This window comes from Pseudomonas sp. N40(2020), assembly GCF_014472415.1.
In the GTDB taxonomy this organism is placed as follows: Bacteria; Pseudomonadota; Gammaproteobacteria; order Pseudomonadales; family Pseudomonadaceae; genus Aquipseudomonas.
In genome coordinates, this window is the sequence record NZ_JACSZV010000021.1 from 62655 (window position 1) to 80471 (window position 17817).

Genomic DNA, 17817 nt, shown 5'->3' on the forward strand with positions numbered 1-17817 from the left:
AGCCCGGCAAGCGTCATTTCATGCTCGTGCAAATCCCTTCAGGAGCAGCGGCATGAGTGTGTACGAGTGGGCGAGACAGGAAACACGGCAGAGTCTGGAGATGGCGCAGGAGGTGGGGTTTGATCCGGGACTGAGCCTGCGCGCCTTGCTCAGTGCAGTGGTGCAACAGAGCAAGGCTGTGCGCAATGCCGAAGACCTTGCCGACGAGTTGCGCTTTCTGGCGGAAAACCTCGACGACGATCAGGACTACGGCTTCATGCGTCCTTGAGCGGGATCAGTGACGTGGGTCGAAGTCGCCGGAAAACAGTTCATCTTCGGCATCCGGGGCGACCGGAATCTTGTGTTCCTCGGAGGCCCACGCACCGAGGTCGATGAGCTTGCAGCGATCGGAGCAGAACGGGCGGAATTTGTTCTCTGGCGTGAATTCCACGGGTGCGCCGCAGGTTGGGCATTCTACGGTTGGGATCTGGCTCATGATTGGCCTCCACTTAAAGTCAGGTAAAAGTCATGCAGGCGCTCGACCTCGCTGTGCAGCCAGGCGAGGTCGCGATCGTTGACCACCACGTCGTCGGCACGGCTCACACGGTCTTCGCGGCTCGACTGGGCCTTGAGGATCGCCTGAACCTGCTGTTCGCTGGTCTGGTCACGCTGCAAGGTGCGTTCGATCTGCAGTTGTTGCGGGGCGTCGATCACCAGGATGCGCTGAGTCATTGCGTATTGCCCGGATTCGATCAGCAGCGGTGACACCAGAATCGCGTAAGGCGATTTTGCCAGCGCCAGGTGATGGGCGATTTCCTCGGCGATCAACGGATGCAGCAGGGCTTCGAGCCAGCGGCGTTCCTCCGGAACCTCAAAGATCAGTTTGCGCAGCGCGGCGCGATCCAGCGTTCCGTCCGCTTGTAACACGCCAGCGCCAAAGTGTTCGGCAATCTTCACCAGCGCCGGACGCCCCGGTTCGACCACCCAGCGCGCCGCATGATCAGCGTCGACCACATGAATGCCGAGGTCGATAAAGTGCTGGGCCGCCGCGCTTTTGCCGCTGCCGATGCCGCCGGTCAGGCCGAGAATCCAGGGTTTTTCCACAGGGGTATTCATTTCAAACCGACAAACTGCCAATAGAAGTCGGTTATTTGACCACCCCAGAGCAAGGCAATCCAGCCGGCAATTGCCAGATAGGGGCCAAACGGGATTGGCGTCGAGGTTTCCTGGTCGCGCAGGCGCAGCAAAATCACTCCGATGATCGCGCCCACCAGCGATGACAGCAGGATCGTCAGCGGCAAAATCTGCCAGCCACCCCAGGCGCCGAGCAGCGCCAGCAGCTTGAAATCACCGTGGCCGATGCCGTCCTTGCCGGTCAGCAGTTTGAACAGCCAGAACACCGACCACAGCGCCAGATAACCGGCCACCGCGCCCCATAGTGCATCGTGCAACGGCACGAATAGCCCGAAACTGTTGACGATCAGCCCCAGCCATAACAAGGGCAGGACCAGCACGTCGGGCAACAATTGGTGATCTGTGTCGATCAAGCTCATCGCCAGCAAGCCCCAGGTGAGGAAGATCAACAGGCAAGCCGGCCAGCCGAATCCCAGGTGCCAGGCAATGAACGCCGAGAGCAGGCCGCAGGCCAGTTCCGTCAGCGGATAGCGTTTACTGATCGGCGCGGCACACGCGGAACAACGTCCGCGCAGCCACAGATAACTGAGCAGCGGAATGTTTTCCCAAGCGCGGATTCGATGCGCGCAGTGCGGGCACTCGGAGTGGGGCAGCATCAGGTTGTAGGTCGGCAGCGGCGTTTCGCCGGGAAGGCCTAGTACGTCCTGGGCCTGCTGGCGCCAGTCACGCTCGAGCATCTTTGGCAGACGCCAGACCAGCACATTGAGAAAGCTGCCGACCACCAGCCCAAGCAACAGCGTGGTGAAAACAAAAGCCAGCGGGTAGAGGACAAACAGTTCGTCGATAGGCATGTCAGATCGCTGAGCCGAGTTGGAAGATCGGCAGGTACATGGCCACCACCAGACCACCGACGATCACCCCCAGGACCACCATGATGAACGGCTCCATGAGGCTGGTGAGGTTGTCGACCATGTTATCCACTTCGTCCTCGTAAAACCCTGCGACTTTGGCGAGCATCTCGTCCAGCGCGCCGGACTCTTCGCCGATTGCGGTCATCTGCACCGCCATGTTGGGAAACACGCCGGTGGTGCGCATCGAAAAATTCAGCTGCATACCGGTGGAGACATCCTGGCGGATCCGCAGAATCGCTCTCTTGAACACGACGTTGCCAGCGGCACCGGCCACCGAATCCAGCGCTTCGACCAGCGGCACCCCGGCGGCGAAGGTAGTCGACAGGGTTCGGGCGAAACGAGCGACGGCAGATTTGTACATCAGCGTGCCCACCAGCGGCAGCTTCAGCAGCCAGGTGTCGCGACGGTCGCGCAAGGCCTGGGAAGTTTTCAGCGCATGTCGAATGCCGAAAAACGCCACGACCAGAAAGATCAGAATCGCCCACCACCATTGCTGCATGAATTCCGAGAGGCTGATCACCATCAGGGTAAAGCCCGGCAATTCGGCGCCGAATCCGGAAAACACCGACTGGAACTGCGGCACCACTTTCACCAGCAGAATCCCGGTCACTACGGCGGCCACCAGCACCACGGCGGTGGGGTAGGTCATGGCCTTTTTGATCTTGGCTTTGAGGCTTTCGCTTTTTTCCTTATAGGTCGCCACGCGCTCCAGTAACGTATCGAGGGCGCCGGACTGTTCGCCGGCATCCACCAGGTTGCAATACAACTCGTCGAAATATTGCGGCTTTTTGCGCAGGGCGTTGGCGAAACTGTTACCGGCGGCGACCTCCTGTTTCACCTCGTCCACCAGTTTGCGCATGGCCGGGTTTTCGAAGCCCTCGCCGATGATGTCGAACGACTGCAACAGCGGTACTCCGGCCTTCATCATGGTTGCCATTTGCCGGGTAAACAGCGCGATGTCCCGGACCTTGATGCGTTTGCCGAAACTCAGAATCGATGCCGATTTTTTGCGCACCTTGCCCGGATTGATCCCCTGTTTGCGTAGTTGCGCCTTGATCAGGGCCGGATTAAGACCGCTCAATTCACCACTGAGTTTGCTGCCTTTCTTGTCCGTGCCTTCCCAGGCGTAGACGCTGATTTTCGCTGCCTTGACCGCCATATTCAGTCCTTGGTGACCCGGTTGATTTCTTCCAGGCTGGTGATGCCTTGCATGGCTTTATGCAAACCGGAAGTGCGCAGGTCGTCGAAACCGTCGCGGCGCATCTGAATGTCGATTTCCAGCGAATTGCCCTCGGCCATGATCAGCCGTTGCAGGTCTGGTGTGTTCTTCACCACTTCATAAATCCCCACGCGTCCCTTGTAACCGCCGTTGCAGTGATCGCAACCGACCGGCTCGTAGATCGTGAAACTGCCGATGCGTTCCTCGGGGAAGCCCTCCTTGATCAGGGTTTCGCGGGGGATCTCGATGGCTTTCTTGCAATGGCTGCACAACTTGCGCGCCAGCCGCTGGGCGATGATCAGGCTGACCGAAGTGGCGATGTTGAAGCCGGGAATACCCATGTTGTGCAGGCGGGTGAGGGTTTCCGCCGCGCTGTTGGTGTGCAGGGTCGAGAGCACGAGGTGACCGGTCTGCGCAGCCTTGATCGCAATCTCGGCGGTTTCCAGGTCACGGATCTCGCCGACCATGATCACGTCCGGGTCCTGACGCAGGAACGAGCGCAGGGCCTGGGCGAAATCCAGCCCCTGTTTGGGATTGACGTTGACCTGGTTGATGCCTTCCATGTTGATCTCCACCGGGTCTTCGGCGGTGGAGATGTTGATGTCGACGGTGTTGAGAATATTCAGCCCGGTATACAGCGACACGGTTTTACCCGAGCCGGTGGGGCCGGTGACCAGAATCATGCCTTGCGGCTGCTTGAGCGCGGCCATGTACAGATCTTTCTGCGCTGGCTCGTAACCGAGTGCATCGATGCCCATCTGCGCGCTGGACGGGTCGAGAATCCGGATCACCACTTTTTCGCCCCACAGGGTCGGCAGGGTGTTGACCCGGAAGTCGATCGACTTGCTCTTCGACAGGCGCATCTTGATCCGCCCGTCCTGCGGTTTGCGCCGTTCCGAGATGTCGAGGCTGGCCATGACTTTCAGGCGTGCGGCGATTCGCCCGGCCAGTTGGATGGGCGGTTTGGCTACCTCGCGCAGAATGCCGTCGGTGCGTACCCGCACGCGGTAGTTCTTTTCGTAAGGCTCGAAATGCAGGTCGGAGGAGCCGCTCTTGATCGCGTCCAGCAGCATCTTGTGAACGAAACGCACCACCGGCGCATCGTCGGCATCGAGTCCGCCGATGGCGTCCTGTTTGTTGTCATCGATGGCTTCTACATCGATGCCATCGAGATCGACGTCTGCCATGTCTTCGAGACCGCTGGCATGGGTATCGAAGAATTTTTCGATGGCATCGGTAAGCTTGTCGTCTTCTACCAGAATGGCTTCGGTGCTCAGTCCGGTGCTGAACTGAATGTCGTTGATCGCTTGATGATTGCTCGGGTCGGAAATCCCCACGAACAGTTTGTTACCGCGTCGCCACAAGGGCAGGGCGTGATGCTGGCGTACCAGTTTTTCACTGACCAGGCCTTTGGGCTGGGTTTCCTTGTCCAGACAATTGAGGTCGAGGAACGCCATGCCGAAGTGCTCCGAGGCGATCTCGGCCACCTGCCAGCTCTTCACCAGTTTGTTCTGCACCAGATAGCTGACCAGTGACTGTCGATTGCGCTGGGCCTGTTGCCAGGCCTGCTGGGCGCTTTTTTCCGTAAGCAGTTCGGCCTGCACCAATTGCTTGGCCAGACCGCTCAGAGCGATGTCATTCATGGGGATTCCGCACGCTTGCAGTTCATGACTTATAGCCTAGTCAAGTGACAGCGCCAAACATGGCCGGTGCAGGTGACAAAAAGTGTCAGATAGTGCGGTTACAGGTTGTAGGAAGCTGCGTCGAGCGTGGTAACCGCCTAGTGCGCAGGGCGTTGAGGCGCTTGGCATGGGCTATGCTCAGTCCTTCTCAGATCATGAGAATTCGACTCATGCATGGAGCGTGTCTATGAAAAAACAACAAGGCTTTACTCTGATCGAGCTGCTGATCGTTGTGGCAATCATCGGGATTCTGGCGACTATCGCCCTGCCGCAGTATTCGAAATATCAGGCGCGGTCGAAGGTGACGGCGGGGCTGGCTGAAATCAGCGCACTGAAAGTGCCGTTTGAGGACACCATCAATCAAGGGACAAACCCTACGCTTGCAATCGTGAAGGGTGATGCGGTCACTACCACTTCAAATTGTGCATTGACGGCTTCAGGTACGGCCGCTGACGGTGCGGGAACCATTGTTTGTACGATCGCCAATGCTCCAGCGCCAGTGTTGGGCAAAACTATCACGCTGACTCGTTCCTCCGGCACGGGCGCAGGCGTTTGGAGCTGTGGTACCACAGTGGCTCCGGACTACTCGCCAAAAGGCTGCACTGCCAGCGGTACGTAATGTCAGGCCATGTCTGATGAATGCCCCGCCACGCGGGGCATTTTTCATTGCGCAGCACTTCACAAAAGCTCTAATAATTTCAGCACCTTAGGAACTTTTCGGAAAGCCGCAACTTGCATGTGAATATCGCGCGAGTCATGCAAATTGCATGAAACCGAAAATTTGAGATATTCATAAGTCTTTGATTTATATGGTTTTTAGCCTGTTGGAAAAGTTGGCACAGCGTTCGCAATATCTCCAGTAACCCTGCTGACAAGACATCCAGCAGACTTTCCAGAAAAACAGGAGTTACTCGTATGAAGAAGTTCGCTATCACTGCCGCTGCTGCTACCGCGCTGACCCTGACCATGGCTTCCGGTGCATTCGCTCAATCCACCCAGGCTACCCAGGCTCCAATGACTCTGGCCGCCGGTGAAGTCACCGAGATGAAGCAAGACACTTCCGATACCTGGATCACCACCAAAGTCAAAACTGACCTGGTTACCGAAAAAGGCATTCCAGGCACCGATATCAAAGTTGAGACCAACCAAGGTGTTGTATCTCTGTCGTCGACCACTCCGGTAACTGCGGCTCAGAAAACAACCGCAGTGAACATCGCCAAGAATATCAAGGGCGTTAAAGACGTATCTGCTGCTGGCCTGAAAGCCGAGTAAGGCATGACTTCTCGCCTGGACCGGGAGAAGGCGCGACAGACGGGCCGAGCAATACGTCTGCCGCAACTTTAGAGTTCATGCGAACGGTCACACGGAAGTGACCATTACAGGCCCCGGCACTTTGTGTCGGGGCCTGTTTTATTTCACAAAGCAAAAAGATCGCAGCCTTCGGCAGCTCATTGGTTTCCTGCAGGAGCTGCCGAACGCTGCGATCTTTTGATTTTCAGTTGCCGCGTTTGCTGTTGATCTGGCGCAGACGATTGCCTTCAAAGCGCAGGTATTGATACATGCCGTTGCTCGGGCCGTAGGTCCATTCCTCGACCTGAAACTCTTCGCGGCGATTGGCGCTACGCTTGTAACCCAGCGCATCGCGACTGACCGGCTCTCCGCACTTTTGCAGTACTTCGCTTGCGCGGTCGTCAAGGCTGATCAGTTGGCTGCCGCAACGCAACGTATCCGACGCCGAGGCTTGGCCAACAACGAGTGTCAGTGTCATCACTGCCAGCCATTTGCGCTTCATCACTCGGCATCCAGATGCATTTGCGTCACCACCCGACCATCGCTTTCAGCCTCGCCCAGATTGGTGTCGATGAAGTACACGCGCTCGTCAGCCAGTTGACCTTTATCCACCAGATAATCCTTGATGCTGCTGGCGCGATCCTGGCCCAACTGGCGCAGCAATACATCGCTGCCGCTCCAGAAATTGATCACGCCTTCGCGCATTTTCGCTGTGCGTTCTTCCTTGCCCAGATCCTTCCATTCGGCCGGCGGCTGAGTCTTCAGGCGAGTGCGATAGATGCCTTCGAGCAATGGGCCTTTCTCGCTGTCCGGCACTTCTATCAAGGAAGCCTGAGCCGGGACTTTATCGCCACGGCGCTGGAGCATCTTGTAGTAGTTGTACTGGTATTCACGTTCCAGGCGCTGCTCGGCGAGCAATGGACCGTCGCTGCTTTTGGCGGCGGCGCCCTCGATTTCCAGGCGTAGGGCCGGACGTTCCTTGAGTGCCTGGGATAGCTTGATCAGCGCACTCTCGGCATCCTTGTTCAACTCGCTGGACCCCGGCGCGAACGACACTGTGCCGAGGTCTTCGGAACCGCCACCGCTGACAAGTCCGCCAATCATTTTGAAAGGCGCGGCAGCGGCTTTGACGATCAGGTTGCGCAGGGTCTGCCAGACAATCGGCATCACGCTGAACTGCGGATTGTTCAAGTCGCCCGTCACGGGTAACTCGATGGAAATCTTGCCGTCGACGTCCTTGAGCAACGCGATTGCCAATTTCAGCGGCAGGCTTGTCGCGTCCGGGCTGTCGACTTTTTCACCGAGTTGCAATTGCTCGACCACCACTTTGTTCTCGGCTTTCAACTGGCCTTTGGTGATCAGGTAATGCAGGTCGAGGTTGAGTCGGCCCTTGCGGATGCGGTAACCGGCGAATTTGCCGGAGTAGGGCGTCAGTGTGGTCAGCTCGACGCGTTTGAAACTGGTGGTGATATCGAGGCTTGCCATCGGGTCGAACGGATTGACCGCACCCTTGATGGTCACTGGCGCGTAGCGATCAACCTTGCCCTTGATATCGACAGTGGCCGGTTTCACCTGTCGACTGTCGATGGTGCCGATCTGGCCGTTGAGTTGCTGGACGGCGGTGGCGAAGTTCGGGGTCAGGCTGAAGTCGGCAAAGTTGGCCGAACCGTCATTGATTGCGATGCCGCCGATGTGGATGCCCAGCGGTTTTTCTTTGCTCGCCGGTTTGGCGGCGTCGGCTTTTGCGCCGCTGTCGGCAGGCTGCGGAATCAGCAGGTCGTCGATGTTGGTGGTGCGGTCATCGTTGATCATGAAACGCACATACGGCTGGAACAGGTTGACCTTGTCGATCGACAGGCTGTCGCCGTGCTGATAGTTCAGGCCTTCCACCACCACTTGCTGCCATTTGAGGAGGTCGCGGGTTTTCAGGGTGTCGAGGGTGTGCAGTTGATCGATCTGAGCGCGGCCGGTCACGCTGAGCGCCAGCGGGTCGGTGCTCTTGAGATTGACCTTGAGGTCACTGCCAAGCATGCCGCTGCGCAATTCGAGGCGAATGAACGGATTGATGTAGGACTGCGCGACACGCAGGTCGATGTCCTGAGTTTTCACGTTGAGCTGGGCGGTGACCGGCGCGAGATTGACCACGCCGTCGGCCATGATCTTGCCTTGCTTGCCCAGCCCGGAATCGAGTTTAACCTTGAAGGGCGAACCGTTGAGGCTGTCGAAATCCTGCAAGTCAGCGTTCAGCGGGCCGACATCCAGCGCCACCGGTGGATTGGCCGAACGGTCAGCCAGATGCACTTGGTAGTTGCGCAGCTGCACATCTTTGAGCAGCACCTGCCATGGCTTGCTCGGGGCAGTGGATTCAGCCTTGGGCGAATCGGCGGCGGCCGGCGTACTGGCCGGTTCGGCGGCGGCTTTGGCGGCGGGCTTCGACGGTTGGCTGGCGAACAGTTTCTGCCAGTCCAGTTGGCCGTCGGCTTCGAGGGCGGCCCAGGTTTCCAGTTTGTTGCTGCGGATCTTGCCGACCACCACTTGCTGTTTGGCCAGGTCCACGGTGGTGTCGCTGATGTCGAGGCGTTCGAGTTTTGCCAGTGGGCGCCCGTCCGGTGCCTTGATGGCGAACGGCGCGATGCTGACCGCAACGTTGTTCAGCAGCAGTTCGGTTTCTTTCGACAGATTGAGCTTGTAGTCGGTGCTGAGGCTGACCACGCCGTTCTCCAGCACCAGTGGCACCGCATCACGCACGTACGGCCAGAAGGATTTCATCTGGCCGTCGGTGATTTTCAGTGTGCCTTCGGAGGCAATCGGGATCAGGCTGAAGTTGCCTTTCCAGTCGATCTGCCCACCGGCCGGGCCGGCGGCGACCAGCGTCATGTCGGCGCTGTCTTCGGGCAGGGTGCTGAGGTTTTTCAGTTCGAAGTCGAGTTTGTCGTAAAGGAACTCGATCGGCTCACTAGGGCGCGCATCCTCGAAATGCAGGGCGCCACCCGCCAGTTTGATCCGGTCGATGCGCAGCGGGAACGGTTTTGCATCCGGGTCGGTCGGAGTCGGTTCACTGGCTGGCAGCTTGAACAAGCCCAGCAGGTTGAGCTTGCCGTCTTTGGCGAAGAGGATTTCAGTCTTGGATTTGTCCAGCTCGATATCGGACAGGTGCAGCGCTTTTGTCCACAGGCTGTCGAGTTGCAGGTTGGCGTACAGGCGTTCGAAGCCGACCTGCTCTTTGCCCGGTTCGCCGATAACCAGGCCCCACAGGGTGACCTCAAGGCTGAACGGATTGAGTTCGATGCGCTGGATATGCGCAGGCACCGTGGCGTAGTTGGCCAGTTGTTGGTTGGCCACGCGCAGGGCGATGCCCGGCAAAATCAGAAACCCCAGCAGGCTGTAGAGGGCCAGAGCGGTCAACAGGGCGCCAATCGCGCGAATCAATCCTTTGGGCATGTGCGGCTTCATCTGTCTGAATCGGAGTGCCTTGGAGTATGGCACGCGATTCTGGTTCCGAAGTACATGGCGTGGGACAGGATTGTTCAGATTTTTCCGCAATCTTTGTAGGAGCAACCTTCGGCAGCTCCTGCAAAGGGATGCGATCAGAGCTGCAGGATCAGGGTTTTCAACGGCGGCTGCTGATCCATTGACGGGAAGTCGGCGCCCGGCGTCATTACGCTCCACTCGCGCACCGGACGTCCGGCCTTCTCGGCGCAGCGCAACACCTGCTCACGCCAGTCGTCCATGCTGACTTTCGCCAGGTTGTTGCAACAGATCAGCACGCCGTTGTCGGCGGTGGTCAGCAGGGCCGGTTTGAGCAGGCTCTGATAGTCGCGCAGCAGGTCGACGGTGCCGAATGCGCTCTTGGCCCAGGCTGGAGGATCAAGCAGCACCAGATCGTATTGGCGTTGTTCGAGGCGCTGATAGCTCGGCAGTTTCTGCCCGCGCCGCTGGCTGATCGGCAGGCCGGCGAGTTGGCGAATCGCAGGGAAGTAATCGGACTGGATAAATTCCATTTCGGGCAATTGCGGATTGAGCTGGCCATTTTCGCGACCGACTGCGAGGTTGCCTTCGGCGAAGTCCAGATTGCACACCTCACGCGCACCACCTGCCGCGGCACTGAGGCCAACGCCGCAGGTGTAGGCGAACAGGTTGAGCACGCTTTTGCCGCGGGCGTGATCCTTGACCCAGCCGCGGGTGTTGCGCAGGTCGAGGAACAGCAACGGATCCTGCCCTGCATGGCGTCCGCGAACGCGGTAGTTCAGGCCCCACTCGTGGCCGGTCAGATCGGCCAACGCGGCGTCGTCGGCTTTATAGACGCTGTCTTCGCGGTCGATACGCGAGTTGCCGCGGGAGCGGTCGTTGTAGACCAGCAAGGTTTCAAATCCAAGGGTCTGGTTGACCATGGCGTGCAGTTGCAGCAGATCGTCACGCTCCAGCGTCTGGTGAAAACTTTGCACCAGCAGTTGCGGGCCGTAGCGGTCGATCGTCAGGCCGCCGGCGCCTTCCTGGCTGCCGTGGAACAGCCGATAGCAATCGGTGCCTTGGCTATGCAGCTCGGCGAGCAGGTCCTGGCGTTGGTCGAGGGCGGCGCGCAGCGCCTGATTCAAGGAAGACATGCGTGCGCCTTGCTGGTGAGAATTGGGGCGCGGGAGTTTAGCATTGTGCTGCTACCGATGCCCTGAGGCATTACCGATTACCTGTGTGCAGGTCAGGTGAGTAGGCCCATCCGCCGTTTGGCCCGTTGCACCGAGCCATTGCGCATTGCCCAACGCAACATCGGCGCGCTGCGCCTGACGCTGGCGCGGATCAGTTGCCGTTGCAGCGAACCCTGCCGCACATCGAGCATGTCGCTGGCCCAGTCCGGCAACAGGTCGATACCGGCCTTCATCATCAGATCGCCAAAGGGCCGCGCCAACACACTGGGGGCTGGCGCGTCGAGCAGCAGACGCAAGACTTCGCGGCTGCGCTCATCGCACAGCAATTGCGGGCGCATGCGTTGCAGATAATCCGCCACAGCTTGCCGTGACTTCGGCACGTCGCGGGCGCCCAGGCGTTCGGCGACCACAGCGATCTCCGCGTAATAACGATCCTGATCCGCCGGCGACAACTGCGGATTGCGATAACGCAAATGCGCGGCGAGGAAGTTGCTGACTTCCGCCACATGCACCCACGTCAGCAGATCCGGATCGCTGGCCGCATATGCTCGGCCATCCGGCGCAGTGCCGACCACTTGCAGGTGAATGGTGCGTACTTTTTCGATCAGCCATTCGGCGTCCCGCCGCGAGCCGAAGGTGGTGCCGGACACGAACTGGCTGGTACGGCGCAATCGCCCGAGCATGTCCTGGCGAAAGTTCGAGTGATCCCAGACCCCGGCCAGCGCCAGTGGATGCAGCGCTTGCAGCAACAATGCACTGATACCGCCGATCAACATGCTGCTGAAGTCGCCGTGCACTTGCCAACTGATCGAGTCGGGGCCGAACAGGCCGGGATCGCCCTTGGGATTTTCCAGGTCGAGCTGACCAAGAGATAACCCGGTCAGGCTCATGAGTTGGGTTTCGATACGGCTGCGGATGAATTCCATGACCACTCATTGTTGAAGAGCGGGCGCGACCGGTTGATCGCGCCCGGGATGTTACTGATTGAGGCGCTTGTCGATCAGGCCTTGCACCACGCTCGGGTCGGCCAGGGTCGAGGTGTCGCCGAGGCTGTCGAGTTCGTTGCAGGCGATCTTGCGCAGAATGCGCCGCATGATCTTGCCTGAGCGGGTTTTCGGCAAGGCCGGCGCCCACTGGATCAGGTCCGGTTTGGCGAAGCTGCCGATTTCTTTGCTGACGTGGGCCAGCAATTCTTTCTTCAGCTCATCATTCGGTTCGGTGCCGTTCATGGGGGTGACGAACGCGTAGATGCCCTGGCCTTTGACGTCGTGGGGATAACCGACCACCGCGGCCTCGGCAATGCTGTCGTGCAGCACCAGCGCGCTCTCCACTTCGGCAGTGCCGATACGGTGGCCGGAGACGTTGATCACGTCGTCGATACGCCCGGTGATCCAGTAGTCGCCGTCCTCGTCGCGACGGGCGCCGTCGCCGGTGAAGTAATAGCCGGGGTAGGGTTTGAAATAGGTGTCGACCATTCGCTGCGGGTCGCCATAGACGCTGCGGATCTGCGCCGGCCAACTCGATTTGATGGCGAGCACGCCGCTGCCAGCGCCTTTGATTTCCTTGCCCTGCTCATCGAGCAGCACCGGTTGCACGCCGAACATCGGCTGTGTGGCGCAGCCAGGTTTGATCCGCTGTGCACTGACCAAGGGGCTGAGCATGATGCCGCCGGTTTCGGTCTGCCACCAGGTATCGACGATGGGGCAGCGCTGTTCGCCGACCACATTGAAATACCATTCCCACGCTTCCGGGTTGATTGGCTCACCCACGCTGCCGAGTAATCTGAGGCTCTGGCGCGAAGTTTCCTTCAGCGGTTCCGCACCTTCTCGCATCAACGCGCGCAGCGCGGTGGGCGCGGTGTAGAAGATGTTGACCTTGTGTTTGTCGATCACCTGCCAGAAACGCGAGCTGTTTGGATAACTCGGCACGCCTTCGAACATCAGCGTGGTCGCTCCGTTGGCCAGCGGGCCGTAAACGATGTAGCTGTGGCCGGTGACCCAACCGACGTCGGCGGTACACCAGAACACTTCGCCGTCGCGGTAGTCGAGCACGTACTTGAAAGTCATCGCCGCTTGCAGCAAGTAGCCGCCAGTGGTGTGCAGCACGCCTTTGGGTTTGCCTGTGCTGCCGGAGGTGTAGAGGATGAACAGCGGGTCTTCAGCGTCCATCGGCTCTGGCGGGCAGTCGTCGCTGACATCGCGCACAGCCTGGTGATACCAGAGATCGCGGCCCTCGACCCAGTCCACATTGCCCTGGGTGCGCTCGACTACGACGACGGTGCTGACAGCCGGGCAATTTTGCAGGGCTTTATCGACGTTCTGTTTCAGCGGCACGAATTTGCCGCCGCGCACGCCTTCGTCGGCGGTAATCACGGTGCGGCAATCGGCATCGAGAATGCGGTCACGCAGTGAATCAGGGGAAAAGCCGCCGAACACCACCGAATGAATCGCGCCGATCCTCGCGCAGGCGAGCATGGCGTAGGCGGCTTCGGGGATCATCGGCATGTAGATGCACACCCGGTCGCCTTTCTTCACGCCACGGTTTTTCAGCACGTTGGCCAGCCGGCAGACGTGGTGATGAAGTTTTTTATAGGTGATTTGCGCCGATTCGGCAGGGTCGTCGCCTTCCCAGAGCAGGGCGGTCTGATCGCCGCGCTGTTCGAGATGGCGGTCGATGCAGTTGTAACTGACGTTCAGTTGGCCGCCGGCAAACCAGGCGGCTTCACCGGTTTTCAGGTCATAGCGCTGAACGGTCTGCCACGGTGTACTCCAGTCAAGGAAGCGGGTGGCCTGTTCGGCCCAGAAAACGCTGGGGTGTTCAATGGATTCGCGGTACAGGCGTCGGTAGTCGTCCTGACTCAACTGAGCAGCCCGGCGGACGGCATCGGCTTTGGGGAACGTGCTGATATCGAACATGACGGTTCCTTATTCTTGTTGTGCGAAGAATAAAGATGCGCCGAGAGATCAAGAGGTTCAAGTCATCCACAAAACAACTGTGGGAGCGAGCCTGCTGGCGAAGGCGGGGTGTCAGTCAGCAACAATACTGAATGAACAACCGCCATCGCCAGCAGGCTGGCTCCCACAGGGTGACTACGGCGCTTTCAAATCAACCGCGGTGACGACCGCGGAAGTAGTTGATCAGGCCCTGAGTCGAAGGATCGTCAGCGGTCGTTTCATCGCTGCCGACCAGACGGTTGTAAACGCCTTTGCCCAGTTCCTTGCCCAGTTCCACGCCCCACTGGTCGAAGGCGTTGATGCCCCAGACCACGCTTTGCACGAACACTTTGTGCTCATACATGGCAACCAGCGCGCCGAGACGACGCGGGCTGATGCGTTCGACCACAAGGGTGTTGCTCGGACGGTTGCCCGGGATCACCTTGTGCGGTGCGATTTTGTGCACGTCTTCTTCGCTCACGCCTTTGTCGCGCAGTTCTGCTTCGGCTTCCGGCAGGGTCTTGCCGAGCATCAGCGCCTGGCTCTGCGACAGGCAGTTGGCGTACAGCCACTGGTGGTGGTCAGACACCGGGTTGAAGCTGACGATCGGCACGATGAAATCGGCCGGAATCAGTTGGGTGCCTTGATGCAGCAACTGGTGGTAAGCGTGCTGACCGTTACAGCCGACGCCGCCCCAGATCACCGGACCCGTGTCAGTCGACACCGCAGTGCCGTCCTGACGAACGCTCTTGCCGTTGGATTCCATGTCCAATTGCTGCAAGTGCTTGGTGATGTTACGCAGGTAATGGTCGTACGGCAGGATCGCGTGGCTTTGCGCGCCCCAGAAGTTGCCGTACCACACGCCGAGCAGCGCCAGCAGCACTGGCATGTTCTGTTCGAAGGGCGCGGTCTGGAAATGCTGGTCCATGGTGTATGCGCCGGACAGCAGTTCCTTGAAGTTGGACATGCCGATGGCCAGGGCGATCGGCAAACCGATGGCCGACCACAGCGAGTAACGGCCGCCGACCCAGTCCCACATCGGGAAGATGTTTTCTTCACGAATACCGAACGCAATGGCGGCGGCGTTGTTGCTCGATACGGCGATGAAGTGACGATACAACTCGGCTTCCGAACCGCCCTGAGCCAGGTACCAGGCGCGAGCGGCCTGAGCATTTTTCAGGGTTTCGAGGGTGTTGAACGACTTCGACGAAACGATGAACAGCGTGGTTTCGGCGCGCAGTTTTTGCGTCAGTTCGTGGAACTCGCTGCCGTCGATGTTCGCCAGATAGTGGCAACGCACGCCTTTCTGCGCGTAGGACAGCAACGCTTCGGACACCAGTTCAGGACCGAGGAACGAGCCACCGATGCCGATGTTGACCACGTCGGTGATCGGCTTCTCGGTGTAACCGCGCCACAGACCGTCGTGGATGCGGCCGACCAGATCGGTGATCTGGTTGAGAACCTTGTGGACTTCCGGCATCACATTGACGCCGTTGACCGACAATTTGTCGCCCACCGGGCGGCGCAGGGCGGTGTGCAGTGCCGGGCGGCCTTCGGACGAGTTGACGATTTCGCCGTCGAACAGCGCTTTGATCGCGCCCTTCAGATCGACTTCATTGGCCAGACCCACCAACAGATTGCGGGTCTCGGCGTTGATCAAATTCTTCGAATAGTCGAGAAACAGTCCGCAGCTGCTGAGGGTGAACTGATTGAAGCGCTGCGGATCGGCGTTGAAGGCCTCGCGCATGCTGAAATCCTGCATGGCTTGGCGGTGGTCTTTCAACGCTTGCCAGGCAGGCAGAGCGGTAACGTCGTGAGGAGTGCGGTAGTACGCCATCGCTGCGGTTTTCCTTTTTACTTGAACGGCCTTTTGAACACGGAACAGGCCAGCACGCCATGGTTGGGCATGGGCCAACTGCGTCGACAGGGTTTCTGGACACAGGGCGAATACAGTAAACCTCGCGCTGCGTTCTGTCTTGACTTTGTCTGACCCGATCCCTGTACTTTTTTAACATTGATACCGGTAACGAGGCGACAAACGGAGAATAGCGAGACTGAATTGAGCACAAACGACTGTGGGAGCGAGCTTGCTCGCGAAGGCGTCGTGTCAGTAGACGCTTGGTCATCTGACAGATTGCATTCGCGAGCAAACTCGCTCCCACAGTGATATTGCAGTGTTCTCAGGTCGGCGTATCGAGATTCAGGTGCAGGTTATCGATCAACCGCGTGGTGCCGAGGAACGCCGCGACCAGAATCACCAGATCGCGATCTTCAGCCGTCGCCGGACGCAAGGTCAGAGCATGGCGAATCTCCAGGTAATCCGGGCGCAGGCCTGCGGCTTCCAGTTGTTGCAGCTGCGCGCTGATCAGCGCCGGGAAATCCCGCTCACCCTGTTTGATCGACTCGGCAATCGTGCTCAGGGTGCGATAGACCACCGGGGCTACGGCACGTTGTTCTTCGCTGAGGAAACCGTTGCGCGACGACAGTGCCAACCCATCGGCGGCACGGACGGTCGGCTCGCCGATGATCTGGATCGGCATGTTCAGGTCATGCACCAGTGCGCGGATCACCGCCAGTTGCTGGAAATCCTTCTGGCCGAAAATCGCCAGATCCGGCTGGACCATGTTGAACAGTTTGCTGACCACCGTCGCCACGCCTTCGAAGTGCCCCGGACGGCTGGCGCCGCACAGACCTTCGGAGAGGTGCGGCACGCTGACCCGGGTCTGTCCGGCCATGCCGTCGGGGTACATTTCCTCGACAGTCGGCGCGAACAGCAGCGAACAGCCAGCTTCCAACAGCTTTTCCTGATCCGCCGCCAGGGTGCGCGGATACTTGTCGAGGTCTTCGCCGGCGCCGAATTGCAGCGGATTGACGAAAATGCTCGCCACCACGAAGTCGACCCGCTGGGTGGCTTTGGTGATCAGTGCGACGTGGCCGCTGTGCAGGTTGCCCATGGTCGGCACGAAGCCGATGCGCTTGCCTTCGCTACGGGCGCGGGCTACGGCGGCGCGCAGTTCGCGTACGGTTTTAACGGTGTTCATGCAGAGAATCCGTGTTCGATCCCAGGGAAAGTAACGCCTTTGACTTCGTTGACGTATGCCTTCAGTGCGGACTGGATGCTGTCCTGACCCTGCATGAAGTTTTTAACGAACTTCGGTACGCGGCCGGTGATCGACAGGCCGAGCATGTCGTGCAGCACCAGTACTTGGCCGTCGGTATCGCTACCGGCGCCGATGCCGATGACCGGAATCTTCACGGCCTGACTGATTTCAGCGGCCAGTTCACTCGGCACGCATTCGAGCAGCAGCATCGATGCGCCTGCCTGCTCCAGCGAGATCGCATCAGCGCGCATCTGCCGCGCCTGGTTCTCGTTGCGGCCCTGCACTTTGTAGCCGCCGAGAATGTTCACCGCTTGCGGGGTCAACCCCATGTGCGCGCAGACCGGAACACCGCGTTCGGCCAACAGACGAATCGACTCGGCCAACCACAGCTGACCTTCGACCTTGACCATGTGCGCACCGGCCTGCATCAGCATGGCGCTGTTGTTCATGGTTTGTTCGAGGGTGGCGTTGGCCATGAACGGCAAGTCGGCCAGGATCAGGGCATCGCTGTTGCCGCGTTTGACGCAGGCGGTGTGGTAGGCCATTTCCGCAGTGGTCACCGGCAATGTGCTGTCATGACCTTGCAGGACCATGCCGAGGGAGTCGCCCACCAGCAGCACTTCGACACCGGCCTCGTTGCAGGCGTGGGCGAAGGTCGCGTCATAGCAGGTCAGCATGGTGATCTTTTCACCTTTCTGCTTGAGGCTCTGGAGCGTGGTCAGGGTGATGGCTGGCATGTAAAAAATCCTCGTTCAGGCGCTCTGGAAACTACTGCGAGTAACGCGCGTGATTCTTCATCTACTCAGGCGCACGCTCTTTTGTCGTGCTTATAAGGCCTGGATTGCGCCCGTATGTGCCGTGTTGGCGGCAGCGGGACGCCTATAGTCGTGAGGAGAACCTAGGAAGTCAATTGCGTGTGTTACCG

Annotated in this window: 16 protein-coding genes; 3 read left to right on the forward strand and 13 right to left on the reverse strand. The window is 59.3% G+C overall.

Going from position 1 to position 17817, the window contains the following annotated elements; all coding sequences use genetic code 11:
• Positions 1-52: 52 nt before the first annotated feature.
• The gene (locus IAI51_RS15270) at positions 53-268 is read left to right on the forward strand and encodes a hypothetical protein (protein WP_007959584.1); all 216 of its coding nucleotides are present in this window, start codon (positions 53-55) and stop codon (positions 266-268) included.
• Between the two features lie 6 nt (positions 269-274).
• On the opposite strand, the gene yacG is transcribed toward IAI51_RS15270, so the two are convergent.
• From yacG to pilB, 5 genes are read right to left on the reverse strand one after another with little or no spacing between them, the layout of a single operon-like run.
• On the reverse strand, positions 275-475 hold the full coding sequence (yacG, locus tag IAI51_RS15275) for a DNA gyrase inhibitor YacG (RefSeq protein WP_007959585.1): 201 nt from the start codon (positions 473-475) through the stop codon (positions 275-277).
• On the reverse strand, positions 472-1095 hold the full coding sequence (gene coaE / locus IAI51_RS15280) for a dephospho-CoA kinase (protein WP_187679224.1): 624 nt from the start codon (positions 1093-1095) through the stop codon (positions 472-474). The genes yacG and coaE overlap by 4 nt, the downstream gene beginning before the upstream one ends.
• Positions 1092-1964 carry a prepilin peptidase gene (locus tag IAI51_RS15285; RefSeq protein WP_187679225.1) on the reverse strand — a complete coding sequence of 291 codons (873 nt, stop codon included), beginning with the start codon at positions 1962-1964 and terminating at the stop codon, positions 1092-1094. Before IAI51_RS15285 ends, coaE begins: the two co-directional genes overlap by 4 nt.
• A gap of 1 nt (position 1965) precedes the next feature.
• Positions 1966-3183: a type II secretion system F family protein gene (locus tag IAI51_RS15290; protein ID WP_187679226.1), complete on the reverse strand. Its 1218-nt coding sequence runs from the start codon at positions 3181-3183 to the stop codon at positions 1966-1968.
• 2 nt (positions 3184-3185) lie between these two features.
• Positions 3186-4886 carry a type IV-A pilus assembly ATPase PilB gene (gene pilB / locus IAI51_RS15295; RefSeq protein ID WP_187679227.1) on the reverse strand — a complete coding sequence of 567 codons (1701 nt, stop codon included), beginning with the start codon at positions 4884-4886 and terminating at the stop codon, positions 3186-3188.
• Positions 4887-5112: 226 nt separating this feature from the next.
• On the opposite strand from pilB, the gene IAI51_RS15300 reads away from it, so the two are divergent.
• Positions 5113-5544: a pilin gene (locus tag IAI51_RS15300; protein ID WP_187679228.1), complete on the forward strand. Its 432-nt coding sequence runs from the start codon at positions 5113-5115 to the stop codon at positions 5542-5544.
• A 296-nt stretch (positions 5545-5840) separates the two neighbouring features.
• Complete coding sequence (locus IAI51_RS15305) at positions 5841-6197, forward strand: BON domain-containing protein (RefSeq protein WP_187679229.1); 357 nt, start codon at positions 5841-5843, stop codon at positions 6195-6197.
• A gap of 223 nt (positions 6198-6420) precedes the next feature.
• On the opposite strand, the gene IAI51_RS15310 is transcribed toward IAI51_RS15305, so the two are convergent.
• The 8 genes from IAI51_RS15310 to panB form a co-directional block, all read right to left on the reverse strand.
• Positions 6421-6717, reverse strand: coding sequence for a DUF2845 domain-containing protein (locus IAI51_RS15310; RefSeq protein WP_187679230.1), 297 nt, complete (start codon positions 6715-6717; stop codon positions 6421-6423).
• The gene (locus IAI51_RS15315; protein ID WP_187679231.1) at positions 6717-9668 is read right to left on the reverse strand and encodes a DUF748 domain-containing protein; all 2952 of its coding nucleotides are present in this window, start codon (positions 9666-9668) and stop codon (positions 6717-6719) included. Before IAI51_RS15315 ends, IAI51_RS15310 begins: the two co-directional genes overlap by 1 nt.
• A gap of 134 nt (positions 9669-9802) precedes the next feature.
• Complete coding sequence (locus IAI51_RS15320) at positions 9803-10819, reverse strand: class I SAM-dependent rRNA methyltransferase (RefSeq protein WP_187679232.1); 1017 nt, start codon at positions 10817-10819, stop codon at positions 9803-9805.
• A gap of 92 nt (positions 10820-10911) precedes the next feature.
• Positions 10912-11784 carry an oxygenase MpaB family protein gene (locus IAI51_RS15325; protein ID WP_187679233.1) on the reverse strand — a complete coding sequence of 291 codons (873 nt, stop codon included), beginning with the start codon at positions 11782-11784 and terminating at the stop codon, positions 10912-10914.
• 51 nt (positions 11785-11835) lie between these two features.
• Positions 11836-13773: an acetate--CoA ligase gene (gene acs, locus IAI51_RS15330; RefSeq protein WP_187679234.1), complete on the reverse strand. Its 1938-nt coding sequence runs from the start codon at positions 13771-13773 to the stop codon at positions 11836-11838.
• Positions 13774-13963: 190 nt separating this feature from the next.
• Positions 13964-15628, reverse strand: coding sequence for a glucose-6-phosphate isomerase (gene pgi, locus IAI51_RS15335; protein WP_187679235.1), 1665 nt, complete (start codon positions 15626-15628; stop codon positions 13964-13966).
• A 343-nt stretch (positions 15629-15971) separates the two neighbouring features.
• Positions 15972-16832 (reverse strand): pantoate--beta-alanine ligase, encoded by an 861-nt coding sequence (gene panC, locus IAI51_RS15340; protein ID WP_187679236.1) that lies wholly within the window; start codon positions 16830-16832, stop codon positions 15972-15974.
• Positions 16829-17629 (reverse strand): 3-methyl-2-oxobutanoate hydroxymethyltransferase, encoded by an 801-nt coding sequence (gene panB, locus IAI51_RS15345; RefSeq protein ID WP_187679237.1) that lies wholly within the window; start codon positions 17627-17629, stop codon positions 16829-16831. Before panB ends, panC begins: the two co-directional genes overlap by 4 nt.
• Positions 17630-17817: the final 188 nt, after the last annotated feature.

Coding starts and splice junctions, on each gene's coding strand:
- IAI51_RS15270 (WP_007959584.1), top strand. CDS start 53: ATGAGTGTGTACGAGTGGGCGAGACAGGAAACACGGCAGAGTCTGGAG.
- yacG (WP_007959585.1), bottom strand. CDS start 475: ATGAGCCAGATCCCAACCGTAGAATGCCCAACCTGCGGCGCACCCGTG.
- coaE (WP_187679224.1), bottom strand. CDS start 1,095: ATGAATACCCCTGTGGAAAAACCCTGGATTCTCGGCCTGACCGGCGGC.
- IAI51_RS15285 (WP_187679225.1), bottom strand. CDS start 1,964: ATGCCTATCGACGAACTGTTTGTCCTCTACCCGCTGGCTTTTGTTTTC.
- IAI51_RS15290 (WP_187679226.1), bottom strand. CDS start 3,183: ATGGCGGTCAAGGCAGCGAAAATCAGCGTCTACGCCTGGGAAGGCACG.
- pilB (WP_187679227.1), bottom strand. CDS start 4,886: ATGAATGACATCGCTCTGAGCGGTCTGGCCAAGCAATTGGTGCAGGCC.
- IAI51_RS15300 (WP_187679228.1), top strand. CDS start 5,113: ATGAAAAAACAACAAGGCTTTACTCTGATCGAGCTGCTGATCGTTGTG.
- IAI51_RS15305 (WP_187679229.1), top strand. CDS start 5,841: ATGAAGAAGTTCGCTATCACTGCCGCTGCTGCTACCGCGCTGACCCTG.
- IAI51_RS15310 (WP_187679230.1), bottom strand. CDS start 6,717: ATGAAGCGCAAATGGCTGGCAGTGATGACACTGACACTCGTTGTTGGC.
- IAI51_RS15315 (WP_187679231.1), bottom strand. CDS start 9,668: ATGAAGCCGCACATGCCCAAAGGATTGATTCGCGCGATTGGCGCCCTG.
- IAI51_RS15320 (WP_187679232.1), bottom strand. CDS start 10,819: ATGTCTTCCTTGAATCAGGCGCTGCGCGCCGCCCTCGACCAACGCCAG.
- IAI51_RS15325 (WP_187679233.1), bottom strand. CDS start 11,784: ATGGAATTCATCCGCAGCCGTATCGAAACCCAACTCATGAGCCTGACC.
- acs (WP_187679234.1), bottom strand. CDS start 13,773: ATGTTCGATATCAGCACGTTCCCCAAAGCCGATGCCGTCCGCCGGGCT.
- pgi (WP_187679235.1), bottom strand. CDS start 15,628: ATGGCGTACTACCGCACTCCTCACGACGTTACCGCTCTGCCTGCCTGG.
- panC (WP_187679236.1), bottom strand. CDS start 16,832: ATGAACACCGTTAAAACCGTACGCGAACTGCGCGCCGCCGTAGCCCGC.
- panB (WP_187679237.1), bottom strand. CDS start 17,629: ATGCCAGCCATCACCCTGACCACGCTCCAGAGCCTCAAGCAGAAAGGT.